General features: G+C 55.4%; 16 protein-coding genes and 1 tRNA gene. 9 read left to right on the forward strand and 8 right to left on the reverse strand.

Annotated features, from left to right (window positions below; all coding sequences use genetic code 11):
* Window positions 1-999, reverse strand: coding sequence for a transposase (locus BQ4888_RS16130; protein ID WP_092058542.1), 999 nt, complete (start codon window positions 997-999; stop codon window positions 1-3).
* Window positions 1000-1271: 272 nt separating this feature from the next.
* Here BQ4888_RS16130 and BQ4888_RS16135 point away from each other — a divergent pair, with 272 nt between their 5' ends.
* Window positions 1272-2633, forward strand: coding sequence for an aldehyde dehydrogenase family protein (locus BQ4888_RS16135; protein WP_092058544.1), 1362 nt, complete (start codon window positions 1272-1274; stop codon window positions 2631-2633).
* A 183-nt stretch (window positions 2634-2816) separates the two neighbouring features.
* On the opposite strand, the gene BQ4888_RS16140 is transcribed toward BQ4888_RS16135, so the two are convergent.
* The gene (locus tag BQ4888_RS16140; protein WP_092058546.1) at window positions 2817-3563 is read right to left on the reverse strand and encodes an SAM-dependent methyltransferase; all 747 of its coding nucleotides are present in this window, start codon (window positions 3561-3563) and stop codon (window positions 2817-2819) included.
* A 33-nt stretch (window positions 3564-3596) separates the two neighbouring features.
* On the opposite strand from BQ4888_RS16140, the gene BQ4888_RS17650 reads away from it, so the two are divergent.
* From BQ4888_RS17650 to BQ4888_RS16170, 7 genes are all read left to right on the forward strand, one after another.
* Window positions 3597-3785, forward strand: a complete 189-nt coding sequence (locus BQ4888_RS17650) for a hypothetical protein (RefSeq protein ID WP_170232913.1) — start codon at window positions 3597-3599, stop codon at window positions 3783-3785.
* Window positions 3786-4195: 410 nt separating this feature from the next.
* Complete coding sequence (locus BQ4888_RS16145) at window positions 4196-4738, forward strand: GspH/FimT family pseudopilin (RefSeq protein ID WP_205748035.1); 543 nt, start codon at window positions 4196-4198, stop codon at window positions 4736-4738.
* 20 nt (window positions 4739-4758) lie between these two features.
* The gene (locus tag BQ4888_RS16150; RefSeq protein WP_170232914.1) at window positions 4759-5466 is read left to right on the forward strand and encodes a prepilin-type N-terminal cleavage/methylation domain-containing protein; all 708 of its coding nucleotides are present in this window, start codon (window positions 4759-4761) and stop codon (window positions 5464-5466) included.
* A gap of 6 nt (window positions 5467-5472) precedes the next feature.
* Complete coding sequence (locus tag BQ4888_RS16155; RefSeq protein ID WP_092058550.1) at window positions 5473-5901, forward strand: type IV pilus modification PilV family protein; 429 nt, start codon at window positions 5473-5475, stop codon at window positions 5899-5901.
* Between the two features lie 26 nt (window positions 5902-5927).
* Window positions 5928-6527 carry a pilus assembly PilX N-terminal domain-containing protein gene (locus BQ4888_RS16160; RefSeq protein ID WP_140396692.1) on the forward strand — a complete coding sequence of 200 codons (600 nt, stop codon included), beginning with the start codon at window positions 5928-5930 and terminating at the stop codon, window positions 6525-6527.
* Window positions 6528-6597: 70 nt separating this feature from the next.
* On the forward strand, window positions 6598-9999 hold the full coding sequence (locus tag BQ4888_RS16165) for a pilus assembly protein (RefSeq protein ID WP_092058554.1): 3402 nt from the start codon (window positions 6598-6600) through the stop codon (window positions 9997-9999).
* A gap of 25 nt (window positions 10000-10024) precedes the next feature.
* Entirely contained in the window at window positions 10025-10387 is a 363-nt protein-coding gene (locus BQ4888_RS16170) for a hypothetical protein (protein ID WP_092058556.1), read from the forward strand.
* 128 nt (window positions 10388-10515) lie between these two features.
* Here BQ4888_RS16170 and ltrA read toward each other — a convergent pair whose 3' ends face one another.
* The 6 genes from ltrA to BQ4888_RS16205 form a co-directional block, all read right to left on the reverse strand.
* Window positions 10516-11775, reverse strand: a complete 1260-nt coding sequence (gene ltrA, locus BQ4888_RS16175; protein ID WP_092058558.1) for a group II intron reverse transcriptase/maturase — start codon at window positions 11773-11775, stop codon at window positions 10516-10518.
* A 785-nt stretch (window positions 11776-12560) separates the two neighbouring features.
* Window positions 12561-12636 (reverse strand) — tRNA-Ala (locus BQ4888_RS16185).
* A gap of 97 nt (window positions 12637-12733) precedes the next feature.
* Complete coding sequence (locus tag BQ4888_RS16190; protein ID WP_092058562.1) at window positions 12734-14020, reverse strand: NCS2 family permease; 1287 nt, start codon at window positions 14018-14020, stop codon at window positions 12734-12736.
* 14 nt (window positions 14021-14034) lie between these two features.
* Window positions 14035-14622, reverse strand: coding sequence for a tetratricopeptide repeat protein (locus BQ4888_RS16195; protein WP_170232915.1), 588 nt, complete (start codon window positions 14620-14622; stop codon window positions 14035-14037).
* A gap of 152 nt (window positions 14623-14774) precedes the next feature.
* Window positions 14775-15665, reverse strand: coding sequence for a phosphoribosylaminoimidazolesuccinocarboxamide synthase (locus BQ4888_RS16200; protein WP_092058567.1), 891 nt, complete (start codon window positions 15663-15665; stop codon window positions 14775-14777).
* Between the two features lie 3 nt (window positions 15666-15668).
* Window positions 15669-17612 carry a SurA N-terminal domain-containing protein gene (locus BQ4888_RS16205; protein ID WP_170232916.1) on the reverse strand — a complete coding sequence of 648 codons (1944 nt, stop codon included), beginning with the start codon at window positions 17610-17612 and terminating at the stop codon, window positions 15669-15671.
* A gap of 184 nt (window positions 17613-17796) precedes the next feature.
* On the opposite strand from BQ4888_RS16205, the gene BQ4888_RS16210 reads away from it, so the two are divergent.
* Complete coding sequence (locus BQ4888_RS16210; protein WP_092058571.1) at window positions 17797-18840, forward strand: rod shape-determining protein; 1044 nt, start codon at window positions 17797-17799, stop codon at window positions 18838-18840.
* Window positions 18841-18875: the final 35 nt, after the last annotated feature.

The following is an 18875-nucleotide window of genomic DNA, read 5'->3' on the forward strand; positions in this document are numbered from 1 at the left end:
CTACCCCTCCAGCTTGAAATCGTAGTCCCGTGCAAGAACTTCTCCGCGCGCAACGGCATAGCTGATGCCCGGTATGCTCAAACCGAAGGCGCGAGAAAGTTCGGACAGCGACATGCCCAACTCCTTTGCAGCCCAGAAGCAAACGAGACTTCTTGCTTTGACCCTAGTGCTCTGGCGACTGCGGGAGAAGATGTCAGCGACTTCAATCCCCAAAAGCGCCGCGGCCCTCTCGGCAAGTCGCTGCAGGTCGTAACCGGAGGATTTCAAGACATACTGCCGATTCAGCGACTCGCCGGCCCGCGAAAGAATAGTCTCCACAAAATCCGATTCGCCCAAGATACGCTCATCGCTCATCACATGGCCCCGGCCACAGTGCTTTGCTTCCGCCCAGCAGCCGGAGCTTCGAATCAGCCCTCCCCCGGTCAAATCCTTACGCTCTCCCTGTTGAAGCCCTTCCTCCATGTAAGCAAAATAAGCTTGCCTGGCGGTGGACGTTCTGTTGCCGAAAAAGGCTAAAACATGTGTCACATCCTGCCACGCCACTTCAGCAACGCCGATCAGCGCACCATGACCGCAATACCGGTAACGTTGCAATCCGGCCAGATCGGCGACCAAGCCGGCCCTGAGAGGGTTCAAATGGATGTAGCGGACCAGTTCCTTGAGATAGACCTCTTCCTGGCAGACGATGGATTTGAAACGGTTCTGGAAAAGCTGGCCACTGCGGGAGTGGCGTTTGTTGAATCCGACGACATAGCCGGTCAGTAATCGGCGCATGAGATTGGACAGCGGGACATCGCCGGTCCGAAAAAGAAAGTGCGCATGATTGGTTAACAGAACCCAGCCATAACAGGCGGTTCTGGTTTCCGGAAGTAATTTCTCCAGGCGCTGGAGAAAATCGTCCCTATCGGCTTTGTTGCGGAATATGTTGCGACGCTCTATGCCCCGGATCATCACATGATGGAAAACCCCGGGCGCGTCAAGGCGTGCGGTTCGTGGCATTTGGGAAGACTAGCACAGCGTCGGCGGCAGTCAAATTAATTTCCTAAGAGCGTCCCTCATTTCCTTCCCTAAGAGCGTCCCTCATTTCCTTCCTAAAGATGGGGACCATCTCTATTTTTTTCTTGCCAACCAGAATATTTACCACCCCTGCACTTTAGGGTATGGTAATAATTATCACATTAGTGATTTTAGGGAGAGAAAAGTAAACGTGAGTGTGCGTTTTCGTTGGACGCGTTTCGAAACAGACGCTGGCTAAAGAAAGGATGTGTGAGATGTCTGAAAAAATCCAAATCGAAGAAATGATGAAAAAGGCACGCATTGCCCAACAGGCCTTTGAACCTTTTGATCAGGCGGGTGTGGATGCAATTGTCAGAGCCGTTGCGAAGATTGTTTATGACCATGCGGAGGAACTTGCTTACGACGCCGCAACCGAAACCGGAATGGGCGTTTATGAAGATAAGGTGGCCAAATGCATCGGCAAATCGAAAGTCATCTGGAACCACTTGAAAGATAAAAAGTCCGTCGGCATCATCGGCCGAGATGAGAGCCGCGGTCTGGTGTTCGTCGCCAAACCCAAGGGGATTGTGGGCGCGATAATGCCCACCACAAATCCTGTTGTCACCCTCATGTGCAATGCCATGTTGGCTTTCAAGGGGCGTAATGCCATCATTATCGCAGCGCATCCACGGGCAAAAGCCGTCACCTGTAAAACGACCCGCCTGATCAAAGAAGAAATCGCAAAACTCGGCGGTCCTGAAAATCTTATCCAATGTATCGAAGAGCCATCAATCAAGTTAACTCAAGAACTTATGAAGTCGGTCGATGTGCTGGTAGCAACGGGCGGGCCCGCAATGGTTGCTGCCGCATACAGCAGTGGCAAGCCATCCTATGGCGTCGGCCCCGGAAACGTTCAGGTATTGATCGACATCGATATCGACTATAACGATGCGGCCCAAAAGATCATCTATGGGCGAAAATTCGACAATGGGATTATTTGCTCTGGGGAACAGTCGATTATTGCCCCGGCGGATCGATATGAAGAAGTTATCGCAGCATTTAAATCGAATGGCGCCTTCTATGTCGACGATCAAGCCATCGTCGATAAATTCAGAAATGCGCTATTTGTAGACGGACATCTATTCGCCGATGCGGTTGGACAGAGCGTGGCAAAAATGGGTGAGCTTGCGGGGGTTGAAATCCCTGAAAACACAAAAATCATTATGCTGCGTTCGAACGATAGAGATGATGATATTTTGCGCAAAGAGAAGATGTTCCCCGTCATGGTCGCATTCAAATATGACTCATTTGCAGAAGGCCTTGCCATCGCCAAAAAGAATCTATTTATTGAAGGGGCCGGTCACTCGGCAGCCATTCATTCAAATAATAATAACCACATCGAAGCTGCCGGCATTGAACTCCCCATCAGCCGTCTGGTCGTCAATGAGCCAAGTTCGACCACAGCCGGCGGCAGCCTGTATAATGGTTTTGCGCCGACCACGACGCTCGGTTGCGGTTCCTGGGGAAACAATTCCATCTCGGAAAATCTCGATTACAAGCATTTGATCAATATTTCAAGAGTCGGTTATCCCCAGAAAAACAGACCGATTCCAACCGACGAAGAAATCTGGGCTTAGCTTTATGTGATTTAAAAATCTACAGGGACAACGCAAACGGGGTCGTGTCTCCACAGACACGACCCCGTTTTGCCTATTTATCACGAAAGGGCACAAAAGGATCAGGTCTCAACTACGGACTCATAACCATGACCAAGCATCCAAGTTGCCAAGTCGACCTTCGCCGATCCTCAGCAGCCCCCTTCATCGCGGCATCAGTGCGAACACGCCCCAGCCCAAGTATTCGCGGGTGTAAGCGGCGTAGCGCTCGGGTTCCGAGGTCAGTTGGGTGCGAACTTCCTGGGCCATCTCGTCGTCGGGATTGGCTTCGAGCCAGCGGCGCATGGTCAACCATTTGGCCGCCTCGTAGCGGTCCCAGCCGTCTTGGTCGGCCAGCACCATTTCGACAACGTCGCAGCCCAGGGAGCAGAAAGAGGCGAGGAGTTCGGGAAGGGAGAGGAAGTCGGAGATGGCGTGGGCGAGACAGCCCTGGGCGACCGCTTCCGTCGGCGGCAACTGCCGCCAGTAGGGCTCACCGATGAGGATGATCCCGCCGGGGCGCAGGCTCCGCGCCAGCAGCTCGATGGTGCCGGCGACGCCCCCGCCGATCCAGGTGGCGCCGACACAGGCCGCCACCTCGACCTTCTCGTCGGCAACATAGCCGGCGGCATCGTCATGGATGAACCGGACCTGATCGGCAACGCCGAGTTCTTCGGCACGGTGTTTCGCCTGATCGGTAAAGAGCCGGCTCAGGTCGATGCCGGTGCCGACGATACCGTGATCGCGCGCCCAGGTACACAGCATCTCCCCCGAACCGCTGCCGAGGTCGAGCACCCGAGCACCCGCTTCCAGCCGCAGCGCCTCGCCGAGAGTGGCGAGCTTTTCGGGGGTGATCGGGTTGTGGATGCGGTGAGCGCTTTCGGTGATGTTGAAGATGCGGGGGATGTCCATTGCGGGGAATTTCCTTACGGGTGTGAATGGATTTTGGCAGGGGACGGGCAGTTCAACAGCGCCATCGGCAGTCAAATTAATTTCTTAAGGGCGTCCCCTCTTTTCCTCATTATCATCGACTTTGCTCTGGTCGAACGTTCGGGAAAAGATTTAGCCGTTCTTCTGTTGCTCAATGAACAGGAAAATGGCAGCGGGCGTGCCTGGCTGCAATTGGTGCAGTAACACAAAATCCGCTCTCATGGTTGCTCCCTCCACAGACCTCCCAGTCTGTTCTGATCTCAAAGCGCCCTGGGCGTTTATCTGAAGGACTAAAAGCCCTTTTGGTAACCCCAGGGCGATCACCGTCACGGCGTATAAATTTGCTCGCCGAGGTTACCTAAGGGACGAAGTGCGTGGATGCCTGAGGCAGGACTGCGCTTTTCACCCTTCCCGTCTCAAAATCCCCAAATTCCGCAAACCCCCGAACCGGCACAGGCCTTATTGTGCAAAGATTGCGCACACTATGCAGTAATTGCACGATTCGCGCACCCCAAAACGAAAAAAATCAGCAACTTGGCCGCTGGCACAAAACTTTCATAAAAGTTGGCCACAGCCCTCTTGTGATGATGAGCGATTCAAAAAGGACACAAGCCATGAAACAACACAACCGACAGGCCGGGTTCACGCTGATGGAACTGATCATCGTGGTCGCCATTATCGCCATCAGCGCAGCCATCGCCATTCCTGGCATCATGAACTGGCTGCCGAACTACCGGTTGAGTGGCGCCGCGCGCGAACTATTTTCCAACATGCAGAAAGCAAAATCTGAGGCCGTCAAACGCAACACCAGTGTCGGCATCGCATTCACCACCGTTGTGTTTCCGGCTACGGGCGGCGGCTACACCGTTTTTATCGATGACGGTGAAGGTGGAGGCACCCCCGCTAATGCCGTTCAAGACGGCGGTGAACGATTGCTGTTCCAAGTCACCATGCCGCCCAAATGCTCGCTGGTTACTGCAACCTTTGGTGGCATTGCAAGCGCGGGCTACAACTCCCAAGGTCTTCCTTTAGGGGGAAGGATTGGCCATGCCGTCATAAGAAACGACAGGTCACGCTGGTTCAGAATGGATTTTTCGACCTCTGGCTATCCCAAAATTAGACGAAGTTCCACAGGGGTTGACGGCAGCTGGCAATAACCAAAACAGGAATGAATATCATGAAGAATAAACCCTTAATTTCGCACATGGAACAACGCGGCTTCACTCTGGTTGAAGTTCTTATCGCTCTGGCCATATCCGGCCTGTTGCTGACAGCAGTTTATGCGGCCTTCCAGTCGCAGCAGAAGAGCTACCTGACCCAAGACCAGGTTGCGGAAGTTCAGCAAAATATTCGCGCCGGAATAAGCTCGCTGATTCAGGAACTACGTATGGCGGGATATGATCCGTACAGATCAGGCAACGTTGGCATTACGGATGCCCAAGCGACAAGTATAACCTTTACCCAGGTCGCCGATGATGATGGCATTGATAATGACAACGCAGATAATGATGATGAAAGTTCGACGGGTGCGGATGAGGTCGGTGAGTTGAAAAGTGTAACCTTCGAACTCTACGATGCCTACGACGATGGTGATACCGATATTGGCCGACAAGTCGGCAACGACTCTAATACAAAACGAGCCATTGCCGAAAATATCGATCAACTGGAATTTCGGTATTTAGACGAAGATGGCGAGGTAACTGCGAATGAGCGCGACATCCGCAGTGTCCAGCTTTCAGTGTTGGCCCGCGCAGATCGGCCTGACATGCAGTTCACCAATACCCAAACCTATACCACGGCATCCGGCGCCGTCTGGGGGCCATACAACGACAACTTCCGCCGACGCTTCCAAATCATCACGGTGCAATGCCGCAACATGGAGTGATGAATCATGTACCCAAAACTTTTGTCCGATTCTTCCGGTTTCACCCTGATTGAGGTACTCATCACCCTGGTGATCTTTGCCGTCGGCATTCTGGGGCTGGCCCTGATGCAGATTTCGGCCATCAAGGGCAACTCCGTTGCCAACCGGGTTACAGAAGCAGCCAACATCGCCAGTGATCAAATCGAACAGATTTTCAGCTGGGATTATAACGACAACCGCCTTGAAGAAGACACGAACGGCACCTATACCCTCACCAATGGCGCAGATCAAGTTGCCGACGGCCATCGATTGGATGCCGGTGGCAACTATGACATCATCTGGAATGTTCAGGAAAATACCCCGGTAGCGGACAGCAAAACTGTAGCTGTCACCGTCATCTGGTTTGACAAGGGGCAGAGCAAGGCACTCATCCTGTCCACTATAAAGACCCCATAATGGCATTTCCGCCAAACGAGGATTTCATGAACGACCGTCTACAAACCAACGAAAAAGGCTTTGTACTGATCAGCGCCATGCTGTTTCTGATCATCCTGACCACGATTGGCATTCTAGCCACCAACATGACCACGGTGGAATTGCAGATTTCCGCCAATGACCGCATCACTAGAGAAGACTTTTACAACCAGGAAATGGGCTTGACGATTGCAAAAATAAATTACCAAGATTGGATGACCAGTGAGTTTGTTAAAGACAGTACAACGGCCGCTTATTTCCCAGAATCCGGCACCCTGAGTACAGATGCTAACGGAAACGGCATTGATGATCGCAGTGAAATCACCAACAGCGCTGGGGAGGTTATCGCCATCTACAAAGCTCGTAAAATTGACTCTCCAGCAGCAATTATAAGCACGTGGGAAGATGCGGACAAATTTGGCAGTGCAGCCAATCATCCGGCAAATCAGATTCCGGTACTTGAACATAAAACCGACGCATCCAAAGTTCCTGGAAGCGGCTACGGAGCAGGTAATGTGTTAAGGCGCTATGCTTTAACCGCTTATTCACCCAGAAACGATCGTAATGTCATTCTTCAAGAGGGCCTGATTCGCGCATTTCCACAATAAGACACCATAACCATGAGGTTTTTTTACTGCCTTGCCATCGGCAGGCGTTACCCCGAACAAGGAGTACCCTATGAAACTCTCACGATTCTTATTTCTGGTCAGTCTGCTGCTGATGGCTCTTACCGCCCAAGCAGACGATATCGACATCTACGGGGTTTCCGGCATTGGTGAGGGCCTCAAGCCCAACGTGCTGATTATCCTGGACAATTCAGGCAGCATGGACGAAAACGACGTTCCAGGAGAACCTTACGATCCCAATGTAACCTATTCAGGGAACTATGAAACCAACCGGGTTTATGAAAAGGATGGAAAAAGTTGGGATTTCTATTTTTCCGATATTGACTCGGCGAACTGGACCTGTGAACCCGCTCGTACACAACTTAAAACCACAGGTTCCTGGAAAGGAAAGCTCCGCCTAAAAAAAGGAATTGTTACATGCACAAACTCGGGCTCAGCCCATGATTACCGGCTTGGTAATTATCGCAACTTTTTGGCATCAGGCGGTGCTTATCGTATCCGCATGGAAGTGGCCAAAGAGGTAGTCGCCAATCTGATTTATCAAAACCATGAAAAAGTTAATTTTGGTCTGATGGCATTCAATACAGGGGGCAACGCCGATAATGGCGGCTACATCGTGGCTAAATGCGGTGCAGAGTTGCAGACCCTGATCGGTTCATATACTCCCGGAACCTCCGTCATGCTTGATAAGGAACAGAATGATTTTGGCGCGGTCGGAACTCTTTATTCCACAACCTGGACACCGTTATCTGAAACCATGGCAGAAGCGGGTCTCTACTTCGCCGGAAAACAAAGTTGGTTCAATGGAACATCTACCGGCAGCAGCTATCCCCTTGGGAAATACAGCTATTCCTGTACACAAGACAATGATGGTTGTCAAAACTACAACGCGAGCAGTCCCATCGAATTTCGATGTCAGAAAAATTATATTATTTTGGTTACCGATGGAGAGCCAACGCACGATGATGACAAACTTGACATCTTAAACTACATTATCAACCAGCACTTGACTGAAAGTGGAACTGATGGTAACAACAGCTATTTGGATGATGTCGCCGAATTTTTAAATGCCAACGATCTTCTACCAGAACTCGGTTCAGCTGGAGATTTCCCCGATCAGACAGTTACAACCTACACGGTTGGCTTTCAGACAGACCAGGATCTTCTGGAAAGCACCGCCAGCCGTGGTGGCGGCGAGTACTATACCGCCACCAGCGCCGCTGAACTGGGAGAATCGCTGACCAATATCATCGATACCATTGGTCAGCTTAATGAAATGTTTACGGCCTCCACGGTGCCCGTAAGCACTGCGGACGGCGTATTTTCAGGAAATCACATCTATCTTGGCCTGTTTCAACCCACCAATCAGAGCAACTGGCTTGGAAATCTGAAAAAATTTGGCCTTTCCGATGACGGTGCCATTTTGGACAAGTTTGGTAATCCGGCAGCCAATGACAAGGGCACCATTTTCGACAGCGCCACCTCCTATTGGTGCACAGCAGCCGACGGGCCAAATGTAGCAGCCGGTGGCGCCGGCGAACTGCTGCGCGACCGCGCAACAGAACGGGTACTGTACACCTACACGGGCAGCAACAGCGCCCTTAACCACAGCAGCAACATGTTCACGGCCACCAACACGGTTTTAACAGCCGCCACGGACGCTGACCCTCCGGGCTTAGGCCTCAGCCTCGATGACATCAATGCCGTGCATCGAGGCGTGGCTGAAGACTGGCCCTTGGGCAGCCTGTTGCACTTTCAGCCTTTGGTAGAACATTACGATATCGACAACGATGGCGCCTACGATGGTTCCGGCGACAAATCCGTCATTTTTGTCGGTGGCAACGATGGTTTGCTGCATTGTTTTGATGACAGCACAGGCGAAGAGCTTTGGGGCTTTATTCCGCCTGATCTGTTATCCAATATCAACCTGCTGAGCAGTGCAGATGATCTGCTCTACTTTGTCGATGGCAACGCCAGTCTGTATCACTATGACGACGATGGTAGTGCCAATACCCCTGACAAAAAATTACTCATCTTCGGTCAGCGGCGCGGCGGTTTCAGCTACACCACTTTGGATGTGACCAATCACAGTGCACCGCTATATAAATACAGTATCGATGCGGACCACCTCGGTAGTGGCCAAGAGGTTTTGGGACAATCCTGGGCAGAACCCCAACCGTGCCGCATGGGCTACATGGATAACTCTACCTACAAAACCAAGGATGTTTTCTTCCTATCAGGCGGTTACGACATCAACCAAGACAAGGAAGGGGAAGAAAAAGCAACAGAAGACAGCATAGGCCGCGCCGTATTTGCCATTGACGCACAGACGGGCGCGTTGTTCAGTAACTGCCTGTTCAGTCACTCTAACTATGCTTCTATGACCCATTCCATTATTGACGCCGCCGCTTATCCCAGCCCATACACAGGAACCAGCACCCGCATCTACGCCGGTGATCTGAATGGAAATCTTTTCGCGTTCCGAGATGACATCTTCCATCGTAATCGTGATGCCAGCAAAAGCGCTGATTTTGAGGGCAAATACGACGGCCAAGAAGATGGGAACTGGGAGCAGAAATTGAAACTGTATAGCGCCCCAGGCAAGAAAATCTGGTACGCTCCAGAAATTACCTACGAATATTATCCGGTTAATTTTACCTACCCCGCCAACGAAACCGGCGGCTCTAGCGAAGAGATTCGTACCGAATACCGAGTAGGCGACTTCGTATTCTTTGGCACCGGCGACCGTTCGCGCCCGAATGAAACAGGCACCGTTAATGTTTTCTACGCCATAAAAAACAACTGGCAGTGGCCTGACAATTCACCCACAATCATCGAAGCCTATGTCGATAAAAATGACAATGGTACAGTAAAAGCAAAATCCGACAATCACATAATTACTGATGAAGAATATTTCATTCTTGATGTCACTGACAATCGGATCCATGACCAGCAAGTAGATGAACAAGTGCGTATTGATTTTAATAATTTCGTAAAGACTGCTCTTAAGAAACCAAACAACAGGGGATGGTTCCTGCGCTTGATCGAGAAAAATGGCAGTTCTGTAGGTGAAAAGCTGGTTTCATCACCTCTTATTTTCTCTGGTATTGTCCTTTTCACTACCTTCGTCCCTGAATCAAATGCCGATGGAAGCTGTGACGCCGGGAATGATCCCTGTGCCAGCCCAGGCAGCAGTGGAACAGGCTATCTTTATGCGTTGGATTATCTTACCGGCGCAGACGCCTTTAACCTCGTTGAAGAACGACGTTTACCCTTGGCAAAATCCGGCATTCCACCAGCACCGACACTAATCGTGACAGAAGAGGGGCCGATCGTTTTAGTCGGAACACAAGGCCCCTCAGATGATGATGAGGATGACGATATTGACCCTTGGCCAGACTTGAAGAAAAATGTAGTTGAGCGATTTTTCTGGCGGCAGTTAAACCTTAATTAACTCACACTTTCATCAAGGAGACAGCATGCATAAAATTCAAAAAAATATCTTCATCCTGTTTCTCGGGGCTTTCCTCCTCATTGTCGCAAGAGGAAATCTTTTAATGGCCGCTGAAACCGCGAGTCAACAACCTTACCGCTTGGACGCAGGAGTCATGTACATTGTTCCAGACGATAATCTGGCGATTATTGCCGAAAAGGAAATTCACCTGAAATCGCACATCGAGAAAGGGATTAAAGTGTGGGATACCCGGTTTATTGATGCGCAGGACAAAGAAATTAACCTGTCCACCTTCAAAAAGCGCGACCGGGTTCTAGTGACCGGTTCAATCGAAAACGGCAAGATCACCGCCGACGAAATCCGCCTGCTACGACCAGCAGCAGACTAAATCTCCGCGAAAGCTACCCGCTTCTCTGGGCAATCGAGTAGGGTGAGGCGAGCAGATCACGCTCGCCTCATCCCTCTCACAGAACCGTACGTACGGGCCTCGTATACGGCTCCTGTCCATTCTTCCCCTCAGTACGTCTGAGGCAGGTACCCGGTTTGCACTGAACTCATCTCAAAAAGACCCAATTCCTGTAGGTACATGTTGGGAATGGCGTAATGGGCCAGGTTGCCGGCAGAGTTTCGCCAGGAACTCATTTTTATCGCCATGAACTCCCCCTGGTAACCAAGTTGTCTCAGCCTGCGGTGAAGCCGTTTGGGCCTACTCATCTGCTTGGCGCGCAGGCGCCTCCTGATCCACTGCATCAGCACCCTGAACTCCTCCTGGCAGTTCGCTACGCGGAAGTAATTGGCGAATCCCCGAATGACCGGATTCAGGTCGGCGATGACCTTCTCCAGATTCACCGGTGAGTTGCGCCGGGTGATTCCCTTCACCTTGTCCTTGAGCTCCCGAACCTTCTCTCTCTTGATCCGGGTGTAGCCGGTATGGATCGTAACCCCAAGGTAATTCACGCCCTTGAAGCTATGAACGATACTGCTTTTCTGCTCGTTGACGGTGAGGAGAAGCTCCCCTTCCAGGTAGTTTCCGGCCACAGTGAGGGCATTGTGCGCTGCGCTCTTTGAGCGGGTGAGGATCAGAATATCGTCCGCATAACGGACGATACGATGCCCGCGACCCTTCATGAACTGGTCGAAAGCATCAAGGTAGACATTGGCGACAAGAGGACTGATGACCCCACCTTGGGGGCTGCCGTCCTCGCTCGCCTGCCAACCTTCTCCGGTCATCACCCCGCTCTGCAAAAACATCCGCAGCAGATCCAGAATGCTTCCATCGGCAATCCTCCGGCGAAAGCTCTTGAGGATGAGGGCATGGTTCAGGGTGTCGAAACACCGCGACAGATCCATGTCCACCACCCATTTGAGCTCGTAACGCCGGATGAACAGGCTGGCCTTGGCGATGGCCTGTTGCGGGCTTCGCCCTGGCCGGTAGCCGTAGCTTGATGGATGAAATTCCGGGTCAAATATCGGCTGCAGAATGTTCAGCAGGGCTTGTTGTACAACCCGGTCACGGACTGCGGGAATGCCGAGCAACCGAATCCCGCCGCCGTCTTTCGGGATTTCGACCCGTCTGACCGGTTGGGGACGATAACTCTTGGTCCGCAATTCGCTTGCAAGTTGGGCGATCTCTTCAGACAGTTGTTCGGCAAAATCCGCGATGGTCTGCCCGTCGATGCCGGGAGCCCCTTTGTTGGATTTCACCTTGGCAAATGCCTGAAGCAGTCCACTTTCGTTCAGCATGCGGTCGTAGAGACTGTAGTAAATCTTCGCCATACTTGCTCCTGCGTTTCCTTCCCCTGCCCCGTTCGCCTCGCCTCCGGTCTTGGCCGGGAGACCTTCGCCTTCTATCCCTGTGGGCAATCTACGACGGCGTATCCCGGTTACTTCGGTGGACGACCATTATCGGCAGATTCCTTTCACGGCCTACCGCCAATAACGTGTCCCGCCCCGTCGGGCGGCTTGTGTCCGGCTTGACGTTCGAAAGCAGTGTCCGAAAACCTTCGAATGAACTTCCTCCCTTCGCATTCCGATACGGCTTTTGGCTCGCAGCGGCCCCCACCGACCAGGCGGTGAGTCGTCCCGGTTTTACCCTCCAGACTGTTACCAGCTTTCACAGGCCGGGACTTCATCACTACTACGGATTCATCTGCCACCTCACACCGCGTCGGTCGGGCCTCGGATCTCTCCTTGTGCCCCTCCTTATTCAGAGTCCCACCGCTCGGAATCTGAAACGATGCAAGGCTTCCCCAGTTACCTCGGACTCCCTGTGAACTACCCCATCCTCAATCACGCCACGGGTCTGACCAGGTATCGGGCTTCGCGCTATTTTGCACGCTCACCCACCCGCAGCGCCGAATCAGGTTCGCTTGCGCTATGTGCAGTTCACTTCCTATCGCTTCCTTCAGACCCTGCCGTTACCAGCAACGCCCTTGCGATTCGGATTGTCTTCCCCCTGGCCGGGGTGACGCCTGTCTCTTGCAACAGGCCGGGTTTGCCCGCTACGCTGGGCAAACAAAAAAGGGTTGGCTGAGAAATCAGCCAACCCTTTTACTTTTGTTTGGTGGAGCTAGGCGGGATCGAACCGCCGACCTCTTGAATGCCATTCAAGCGCTCTCCCAGCTGAGCTATAGCCCCGTGCAACGGAGCCAACTTATAGCAAAGTCGGCGCGAGGGTGTCAACAGGTTTTTTTACGCTTTTTCGCGAAAAAATAATCCGCCTCGCGAAGTGCCGTCAAATAAGCAGACTGCCCAGGGAAAATGCCGCCGTTCCGAGCAGAAAGGGATCGCATTCCCGCGCCTTGCCCAAGGCGACTTTGATCGCCACATAGGAGATGAATCCGAAGGCCAGGCCGTTGGCGATGGAATAGGTCAGGGGCATGAGCAGCACGGTGAGAAAGGCCGGGGCCGCCTCTTCGAAGTCGTAGAAATCGATCTGGCCGATACCGCGCATCATGAAGATGCCGACCATGATCAGGGCCGGGGCGGTGGCGTAGGCGGGAACGGCGGCGATCAGCGGGGTGAAAAAGGCCGCCAAGAGGAAGAGTCCGGCGGTAACGACCCCGGTCAAGCCGGTGCGGCCGCCGTCGGAGACGCCGCTCGCCGATTCGACGAAGGTGGTGGTGGTGCTGGTGCCGAGCAGGGCGCCGCCGACCGTGGCCAGGGCATCGGCGGTGAGCATCCGCGGCAGATGGGGGATTTCCCCATGCGGATCGGCCATGCCCGCCTCCCGGCAGACCGCCAGCAGGGTGCCGAGGCTGTCGAAGAGATCGACGAACATGAAGGAGAAAATGCTGGCCCAGAGGGAGATCTGCAAGGCGCCGAGGATATCCAACTGCAGGGCGATGGGCGCCGGCGACGGCGGCAGAGCGACAATCCCCTGCGGCCAGGGAGAGACGCCAAGCAGAATACCCAGGGCGGCGGTGCCGAGAATCCCCAGCAGCATGGCGCCGCGCACCCGCTTGACTTCGAGGAGGATGACCACAAAGAGCCCGAAAAGCCCGAGGCGGGCGGGAGCGTCAAAGGTGCCCAACTGCACCAGCACCGCGTCGCTTTTGACCACCAGGCCAAGATTCTGCAAGCCGATAAAGGCGATGAAGAGGCCGATGCCGACGGAGGCGGCGAGGCGCAAGGTCAGGGGGATGGCCCGGGCCAGGCGTTCCCGCACCCCCAGCCAGGTGAGCACCAGGAAAAACAGGCCGGAAAGAAAAACGACGCCCAGGGCGGTCTGCCAGGGCACCCCCTCACCGAGAACCAGGGTGTAGGTGAAAAAGGCGTTCAGCCCCATGCCCGGCGCCATCATCAACGGGGCGTTGGCCCAGAGCGCCACCAGCAGGGTGCCGAACGCGGCGACCAGGCAGGTGACGGTGGTCAGGGCGCCCTGGTCCATACCGGTCAGGGCGAGCATCGAGGGGTGGACGAAGATGATGTAGGCGCCGGTGAGAAAGGTGGTCATGCCGGCGACAACTTCGGTGCGGGGGGTGGTACCGTGCCGGTGCAACTGAAAGAGGCGTTCGAGCATGGAATTCCGCGGGGTCAGGGGTTATGGGCTTGTAGTCGGGAGAAAAAACGTTCGATGTCCTTGCGCACCCCCAGGCTCTGGGCCTGGTTGACGGCGTGAAAGAGGGCCAGACGGGCGAGATCGGCATCCCCGGCCCGCTCATAGGCCAGGGCCGTATGATAGAGAACCCGGGCGCGCAGATCCTGGTCGGCGGTGGCATCCCGGGCCTGTTCGAAGAGGACCAGGGCCTCCTGATAACGACCGTCCGCATAAGCCAGCACCCCTTGGGCGTCGAGATGGCGGGGGGAGCCGGCGGGCAACTGGGTCAGCAGCGGCCTGGCGCCCGCCGCATCGGCAAGCTTCAGCGTCAGCAGCAAGAACAAGCGATAGTGCAACTCCTGTTTCTCAACAAGATCGGCGCTCTCCTCGTCCAACCCACGCAGATAGGCCTTGCGCGCCGCCTCGGGTCGACCGGCGGCTTCCAGCAATTCCCCCTGGCGGAGAACGAGAGAAATCGCACCGGGCCGCTGCCGCGAGGCACGCCCCACCGCTTCGGCCGCGCCCAGGTAATCCCGCTGCTCGACCAGGGCATCGGCGCGCGCCAGATGTTGCTCGACGGTCATACCGCTTCCCGCCGACCAAGCACACCCCGAAAGCAGCAGGCCAACAACCACGGCGGAAATAAGTTTTCGGTGAATCTTGCTTCTCGGCACGGGCCGCTCCAACAAAAAAGGCCGGAGCATGGCCCCGGCCCGATTTTTTCGATCACTTTCCGTCAGGGCTTCATCCCGGTGATGCGATAAAGCGCCTCGATATATTTTTCGCCGGTCTTGCGCACGATCTCCGCCGGCAACGGCGGCGCCGGAGCTTTTTTACCCCAGTCGAGGGTTTCGAGATAGTCGCGCAGAAACTGCTTGTCGAAGCTCGGCTGCGGACCGCCGGGACGATAGAGATCCTTAGGCCAGAAGCGCGAGGAGTCGGGGGTCAGGGCTTCGTCGATCCAGATCACCCGATCCTCGAATATGCCGAATTCGAACTTGGTATCGGCGATGATGATCCCCTTGGTATCGGCCAGAGCGCGGGCGCGCTTGTAGATCTCCAGGGTCGTGTTGCTGATGGTCTCGGCAATCTCCTGGCCGCAAAGATCAACGACCTTGGAAAAGGGGATATTCTCGTCATGCTCGCCGAGCTCCGCCTTGGTCGACGGGGTGAAGATCGGCTCGGGGAGCTGCTGGCTCTCCACCAGCCCAGCGGGGAGGGAAATGCCGCAGATGCTGCCGGTCTGCTGGTACTCCTTCCAGCCCGAGCCGGAAACGTACCCGCGCACGATGCATTCGACGGGGAGCGGCTTGGCCTTTTTCACCAGCATGCTGCGCCCTTCGAGCTGATCGCGGTACTGATGAGTGACGGCGGGGAAATCGCTCACTTCGGTGGCGACGATATGGTTGGGGATGATGTCGGCCATCTGTTCGAACCAGAATTTGGAAATCTGGGTCAGCACGAAGCCCTTGTGCGGGATACCTTCGTTCATGATGACGTCAAAGGCGGAGATGCGGTCGGTGGTCACCAGCAGCAGGTATTCGCCCAGGTCGTAGATATCCCGAACCTTGCCCCGGTTGACGAGCTTGAGATCGCTGAAAGTGCTCTGGGTCAGTGTCGTTGACATGCCTTAAATGTCCTTTTCGATCGAGGCTTGAATGGCGGGGGAAACGACAATGTTCGCCTCTGATTTGAGGGCGGCCATCTTCTCTTTGAACAACTCTTCTTTCTTGCGGGTCAGCACCATCCCCTTGAGCTCCTCGCGACCGGCAGCGTCGATGGTTGCCGGATCGACGGCCTGCCGCTCCTTGAGTACGGCGACCACGAACGTGCCGTCGACTTCATGGACGGCGGGCACCACCGCCTGCTCCTGCTCCAGCGCGAAAGCGGCTTGGGCCAGTTCCGGCGCATTGCCGAGTCGGGGGAGGAATTCACCGTAGGCCCGGCTGAAGAGACCGGTTTCTTCGACATTCAGCCGCTCGGCCGCGGCCTGATCCTGCAGCGCACCACCGGCTTGCAGGGCGGCAAGGAGTTCATCCGCCGCCGCACGGGCCAATTCCTGGGACCGCTGCTTGCGATAGGCCTCTTCGACTGCGCCGCGCACCTCGCTCAACTCGGGAACGCGACTCGCTTGCCGCTCTTTCAGGCCGAAAAGCACCACTCCCTGCGACAGGGTGAGGGGCCGGGCCAGGTCCTTTTCCCCGAGTGCGAAGGCGGCGGAGGAAATCTCCGGCGAGGCGCCGAGGCCGTCGATCGCGCCGTCACGCTTGAAGAAGCCGGTCTCCTGAATCTCCAGGCCATTGGCCTGAGCGGCACTCTCGAGATCGCCGGTCTTGCGGTTGATATTGTAGGCATCCATGGCCTTTTCCAGGGCCAGCTGTCGACTCTTCTCAGCGACTACCTCGGCCTGGACCTCGTCCCGCACCTCCTCCAGAGGCTTGATTCCCGGCTCGATGTAACCGTCGCAGCGGATGATGTGGTAACCGAAGGGAGTAGTGACGATTTCGCTCGTTTCCCCGGGCTTCATGGCGAACGCGGCCTGCTCGAATTCGGGAACCATGACCCCACGGGGGAAGAAGCCCAGGTCGCCATCCTTGGGGACGGTCCCCTGGTCATCGGAATATTGCCGCACCAGGGCGGCGAAATCCTTGCCTTCTTTGACCTCGGCCAGCACCTTGTCGGCGCGTTGGCGCTGGCTCTCCCGGCTCGCCGGATCGGCATCAAGGGGGACCTTGATCAGGATATGGGCGGCCTTGACCTGCTCGGGAATGTCGAATTTGTCGAGATTGCGCCGATAGTACTTTTCCAGATCCTCGTCGACGACGGTAACCTCTCCGGCATAACGGGCCGGGTCGAAAAGTAGGTAGCGCAGGGCGACTGTTTCGGGGAGGCGAAAGCCTTCCTTGGCGCTTTCGTAGAAGGCTTTGAGCTCTTCTTCGTCGATCCGCACCCGATCTTCGAACCGAGCCGGCGTCAGCCGCACAAAGGCGAGATTAATCTGCTCATTCTGCCGGCGATACTCTTCGTTGATATCGCCATCGCCGACTTCGACCTGACCGATGATCGCCTCGCGCGCCTTTTCCGCCAGCAGTTGCTGGCGCTGGCGACCTTCGAACTCCTCTGGTGTCAGCCGCTGATAAGCGAGTACCTGCAGATAACGGTCCTTGTTGAAGACGCCGTTTTCTTGGAAGGCAGGAACGCCGGCGATAGCGCTGACCAGTTCCTTGTCCCCGATCTTCAGCCCGAGACGGGTTGCCTCGCGGGAGAGCAGCACCTGCTCGACGAGCATATCGAGCGTCCGGCGGCGCAGGCCCAGCTGTTTTTCCAGCTCTGGGGTGAATTGTTCCCGGTAGATGTTCTGGTAGAGGCTGTAAAGATTGCTGTAGGCGGTTTGATAGTCGGCGAAACTGATCGCGGCATCGTCAATGGTCACCGCCACGCTGTTGCCCTGGGCATCGCCGCTGTCGCCGGGCGAAGTGAGCATGGCGTAGCCGATGACGAAACTGAGGATGATAATGGCGAACGCCAGCTTTATGAAGACCGATTTTTGCTTTTTCCGGATCAGATCCAGCATGCCGGTGATGACTCCTTTGCGTGTGTTTAAGGGCTTGGAAACAGCGCAACATGTTAGACAATCAACTGCGCAAATGCAATATCTTTTTCCTTTTTCCAGCTTGAAATGCCCGGGGCTTTTTGGTAGGGTGAACGCCATTTGTCCAGCTGCACGCCTGCGCCCGAAAGGAGTTCAAGTTTTCACTATGTTCAATCTATTTGATGCCATCTGGGGGATGTTTTCCAATGATCTCGCCATCGACCTGGGAACCGCCAATACCCTCGTTTACCTGAAAGGCAAGGGCATCGTCGTCAGCGAACCGTCCGTGGTGGCGGTGCAGAAGGACAGTGTGGGGGGGCGTAAGGTTCTGGCCGTGGGCAAAGAGGCCAAAAAGATGCTCGGCCGGACCCCGGGCAGTATCGTCGCCATCCGCCCCATGAAAGACGGCGTCATTGCCGACTTCGACATCACTGAAGAAATGCTTCGTTATTTCATCCAGAAGGTTCATAACCGCAAGACCCTGGTGCGGCCGCGCATCGTCATCTGCGTCCCCTCGGGAATCACCCAGGTCGAGAAGCGCGCGGTCAAGGAGTCGGCCGAATCGGCCGGCGCCCGCGAGGTCTATCTGATCGAAGAACCGATGGCGGCGGCGATCGGTGCCGGGCTGCCGATCACCGAGGCCTCGGGCAACATGATCGTCGACATCGGCGGTGGCACCACCGAGGTCGCAGTCATCTCGTTGGCCGGCATCGTCTACGCCAAGAGCGTCCGCGTCGGCGGCGACAAGATGGACGAGGCCATCGTCCAGTACCTGAAGCGCAAGTACAACCTGCTCATCGGCGAACGCACTGCCGAGCAGATCAAGATCGAGATCGGCAGCGCCTACCCCGAGGAAGAGGTCCACACCATGGAGGTCAAGGGGCGCGACCTGGTCAGCGGCATCCCCAAGACCCTGGAAATCAACTCCACGGAGATCCGCGACGCCCTCTCCGAAACGGTCAACGCCATCGTTGAGGCGGTACGCATCGCCCTGGAGCGGACTCCGCCGGAACTGGCCGCCGACATCGTCGACAAGGGGATCGTCCTTGCCGGCGGCGGCGCCAACCTGCGCAACCTCGACGCCCTGCTGCGCGATGAGACCGGGCTGCCGGTGGTCATCGCCGAAGATCCCCTCTCCTGCGTGGTCCTCGGCTCCGGCAAGGTCCTCGACGAACTCGACTTGCTCCGGCGGGTGACCGTCCCCTCCTGATCCGGCCGCAAGCCGCTCTACATCCATCCTGACGC

The organism is Desulfuromonas acetexigens, assembly GCF_900111775.1.
Classification (GTDB): domain Bacteria; phylum Desulfobacterota; class Desulfuromonadia; order Desulfuromonadales; family Trichloromonadaceae; genus Trichloromonas; species Trichloromonas acetexigens.

Excerpts from the sequence above, each read along its gene's own strand:
- BQ4888_RS16130 (WP_092058542.1), bottom strand. The coding sequence starts at position 999 with ATGCCACGAACCGCACGCCTTGACGCGCCCGGGGTTTTCCATCATGTG.
- BQ4888_RS16135 (WP_092058544.1), top strand. The coding sequence starts at position 1,272 with ATGTCTGAAAAAATCCAAATCGAAGAAATGATGAAAAAGGCACGCATT.
- BQ4888_RS16140 (WP_092058546.1), bottom strand. The coding sequence starts at position 3,563 with ATGGACATCCCCCGCATCTTCAACATCACCGAAAGCGCTCACCGCATC.
- BQ4888_RS16145 (WP_205748035.1), top strand. The coding sequence starts at position 4,196 with ATGAAACAACACAACCGACAGGCCGGGTTCACGCTGATGGAACTGATC.
- BQ4888_RS16150 (WP_170232914.1), top strand. The coding sequence starts at position 4,759 with ATGAAGAATAAACCCTTAATTTCGCACATGGAACAACGCGGCTTCACT.
- BQ4888_RS16155 (WP_092058550.1), top strand. The coding sequence starts at position 5,473 with ATGTACCCAAAACTTTTGTCCGATTCTTCCGGTTTCACCCTGATTGAG.
- BQ4888_RS16160 (WP_140396692.1), top strand. The coding sequence starts at position 5,928 with ATGAACGACCGTCTACAAACCAACGAAAAAGGCTTTGTACTGATCAGC.
- BQ4888_RS16165 (WP_092058554.1), top strand. The coding sequence starts at position 6,598 with ATGAAACTCTCACGATTCTTATTTCTGGTCAGTCTGCTGCTGATGGCT.
- BQ4888_RS16170 (WP_092058556.1), top strand. The coding sequence starts at position 10,025 with ATGCATAAAATTCAAAAAAATATCTTCATCCTGTTTCTCGGGGCTTTC.
- ltrA (WP_092058558.1), bottom strand. The coding sequence starts at position 11,775 with ATGGCGAAGATTTACTACAGTCTCTACGACCGCATGCTGAACGAAAGT.
- BQ4888_RS16190 (WP_092058562.1), bottom strand. The coding sequence starts at position 14,020 with ATGCTCGAACGCCTCTTTCAGTTGCACCGGCACGGTACCACCCCCCGC.
- BQ4888_RS16195 (WP_170232915.1), bottom strand. The coding sequence starts at position 14,622 with ATGACCGTCGAGCAACATCTGGCGCGCGCCGATGCCCTGGTCGAGCAG.
- BQ4888_RS16200 (WP_092058567.1), bottom strand. The coding sequence starts at position 15,665 with ATGTCAACGACACTGACCCAGAGCACTTTCAGCGATCTCAAGCTCGTC.
- BQ4888_RS16205 (WP_170232916.1), bottom strand. The coding sequence starts at position 17,612 with ATGCTGGATCTGATCCGGAAAAAGCAAAAATCGGTCTTCATAAAGCTG.
- BQ4888_RS16210 (WP_092058571.1), top strand. The coding sequence starts at position 17,797 with ATGTTCAATCTATTTGATGCCATCTGGGGGATGTTTTCCAATGATCTC.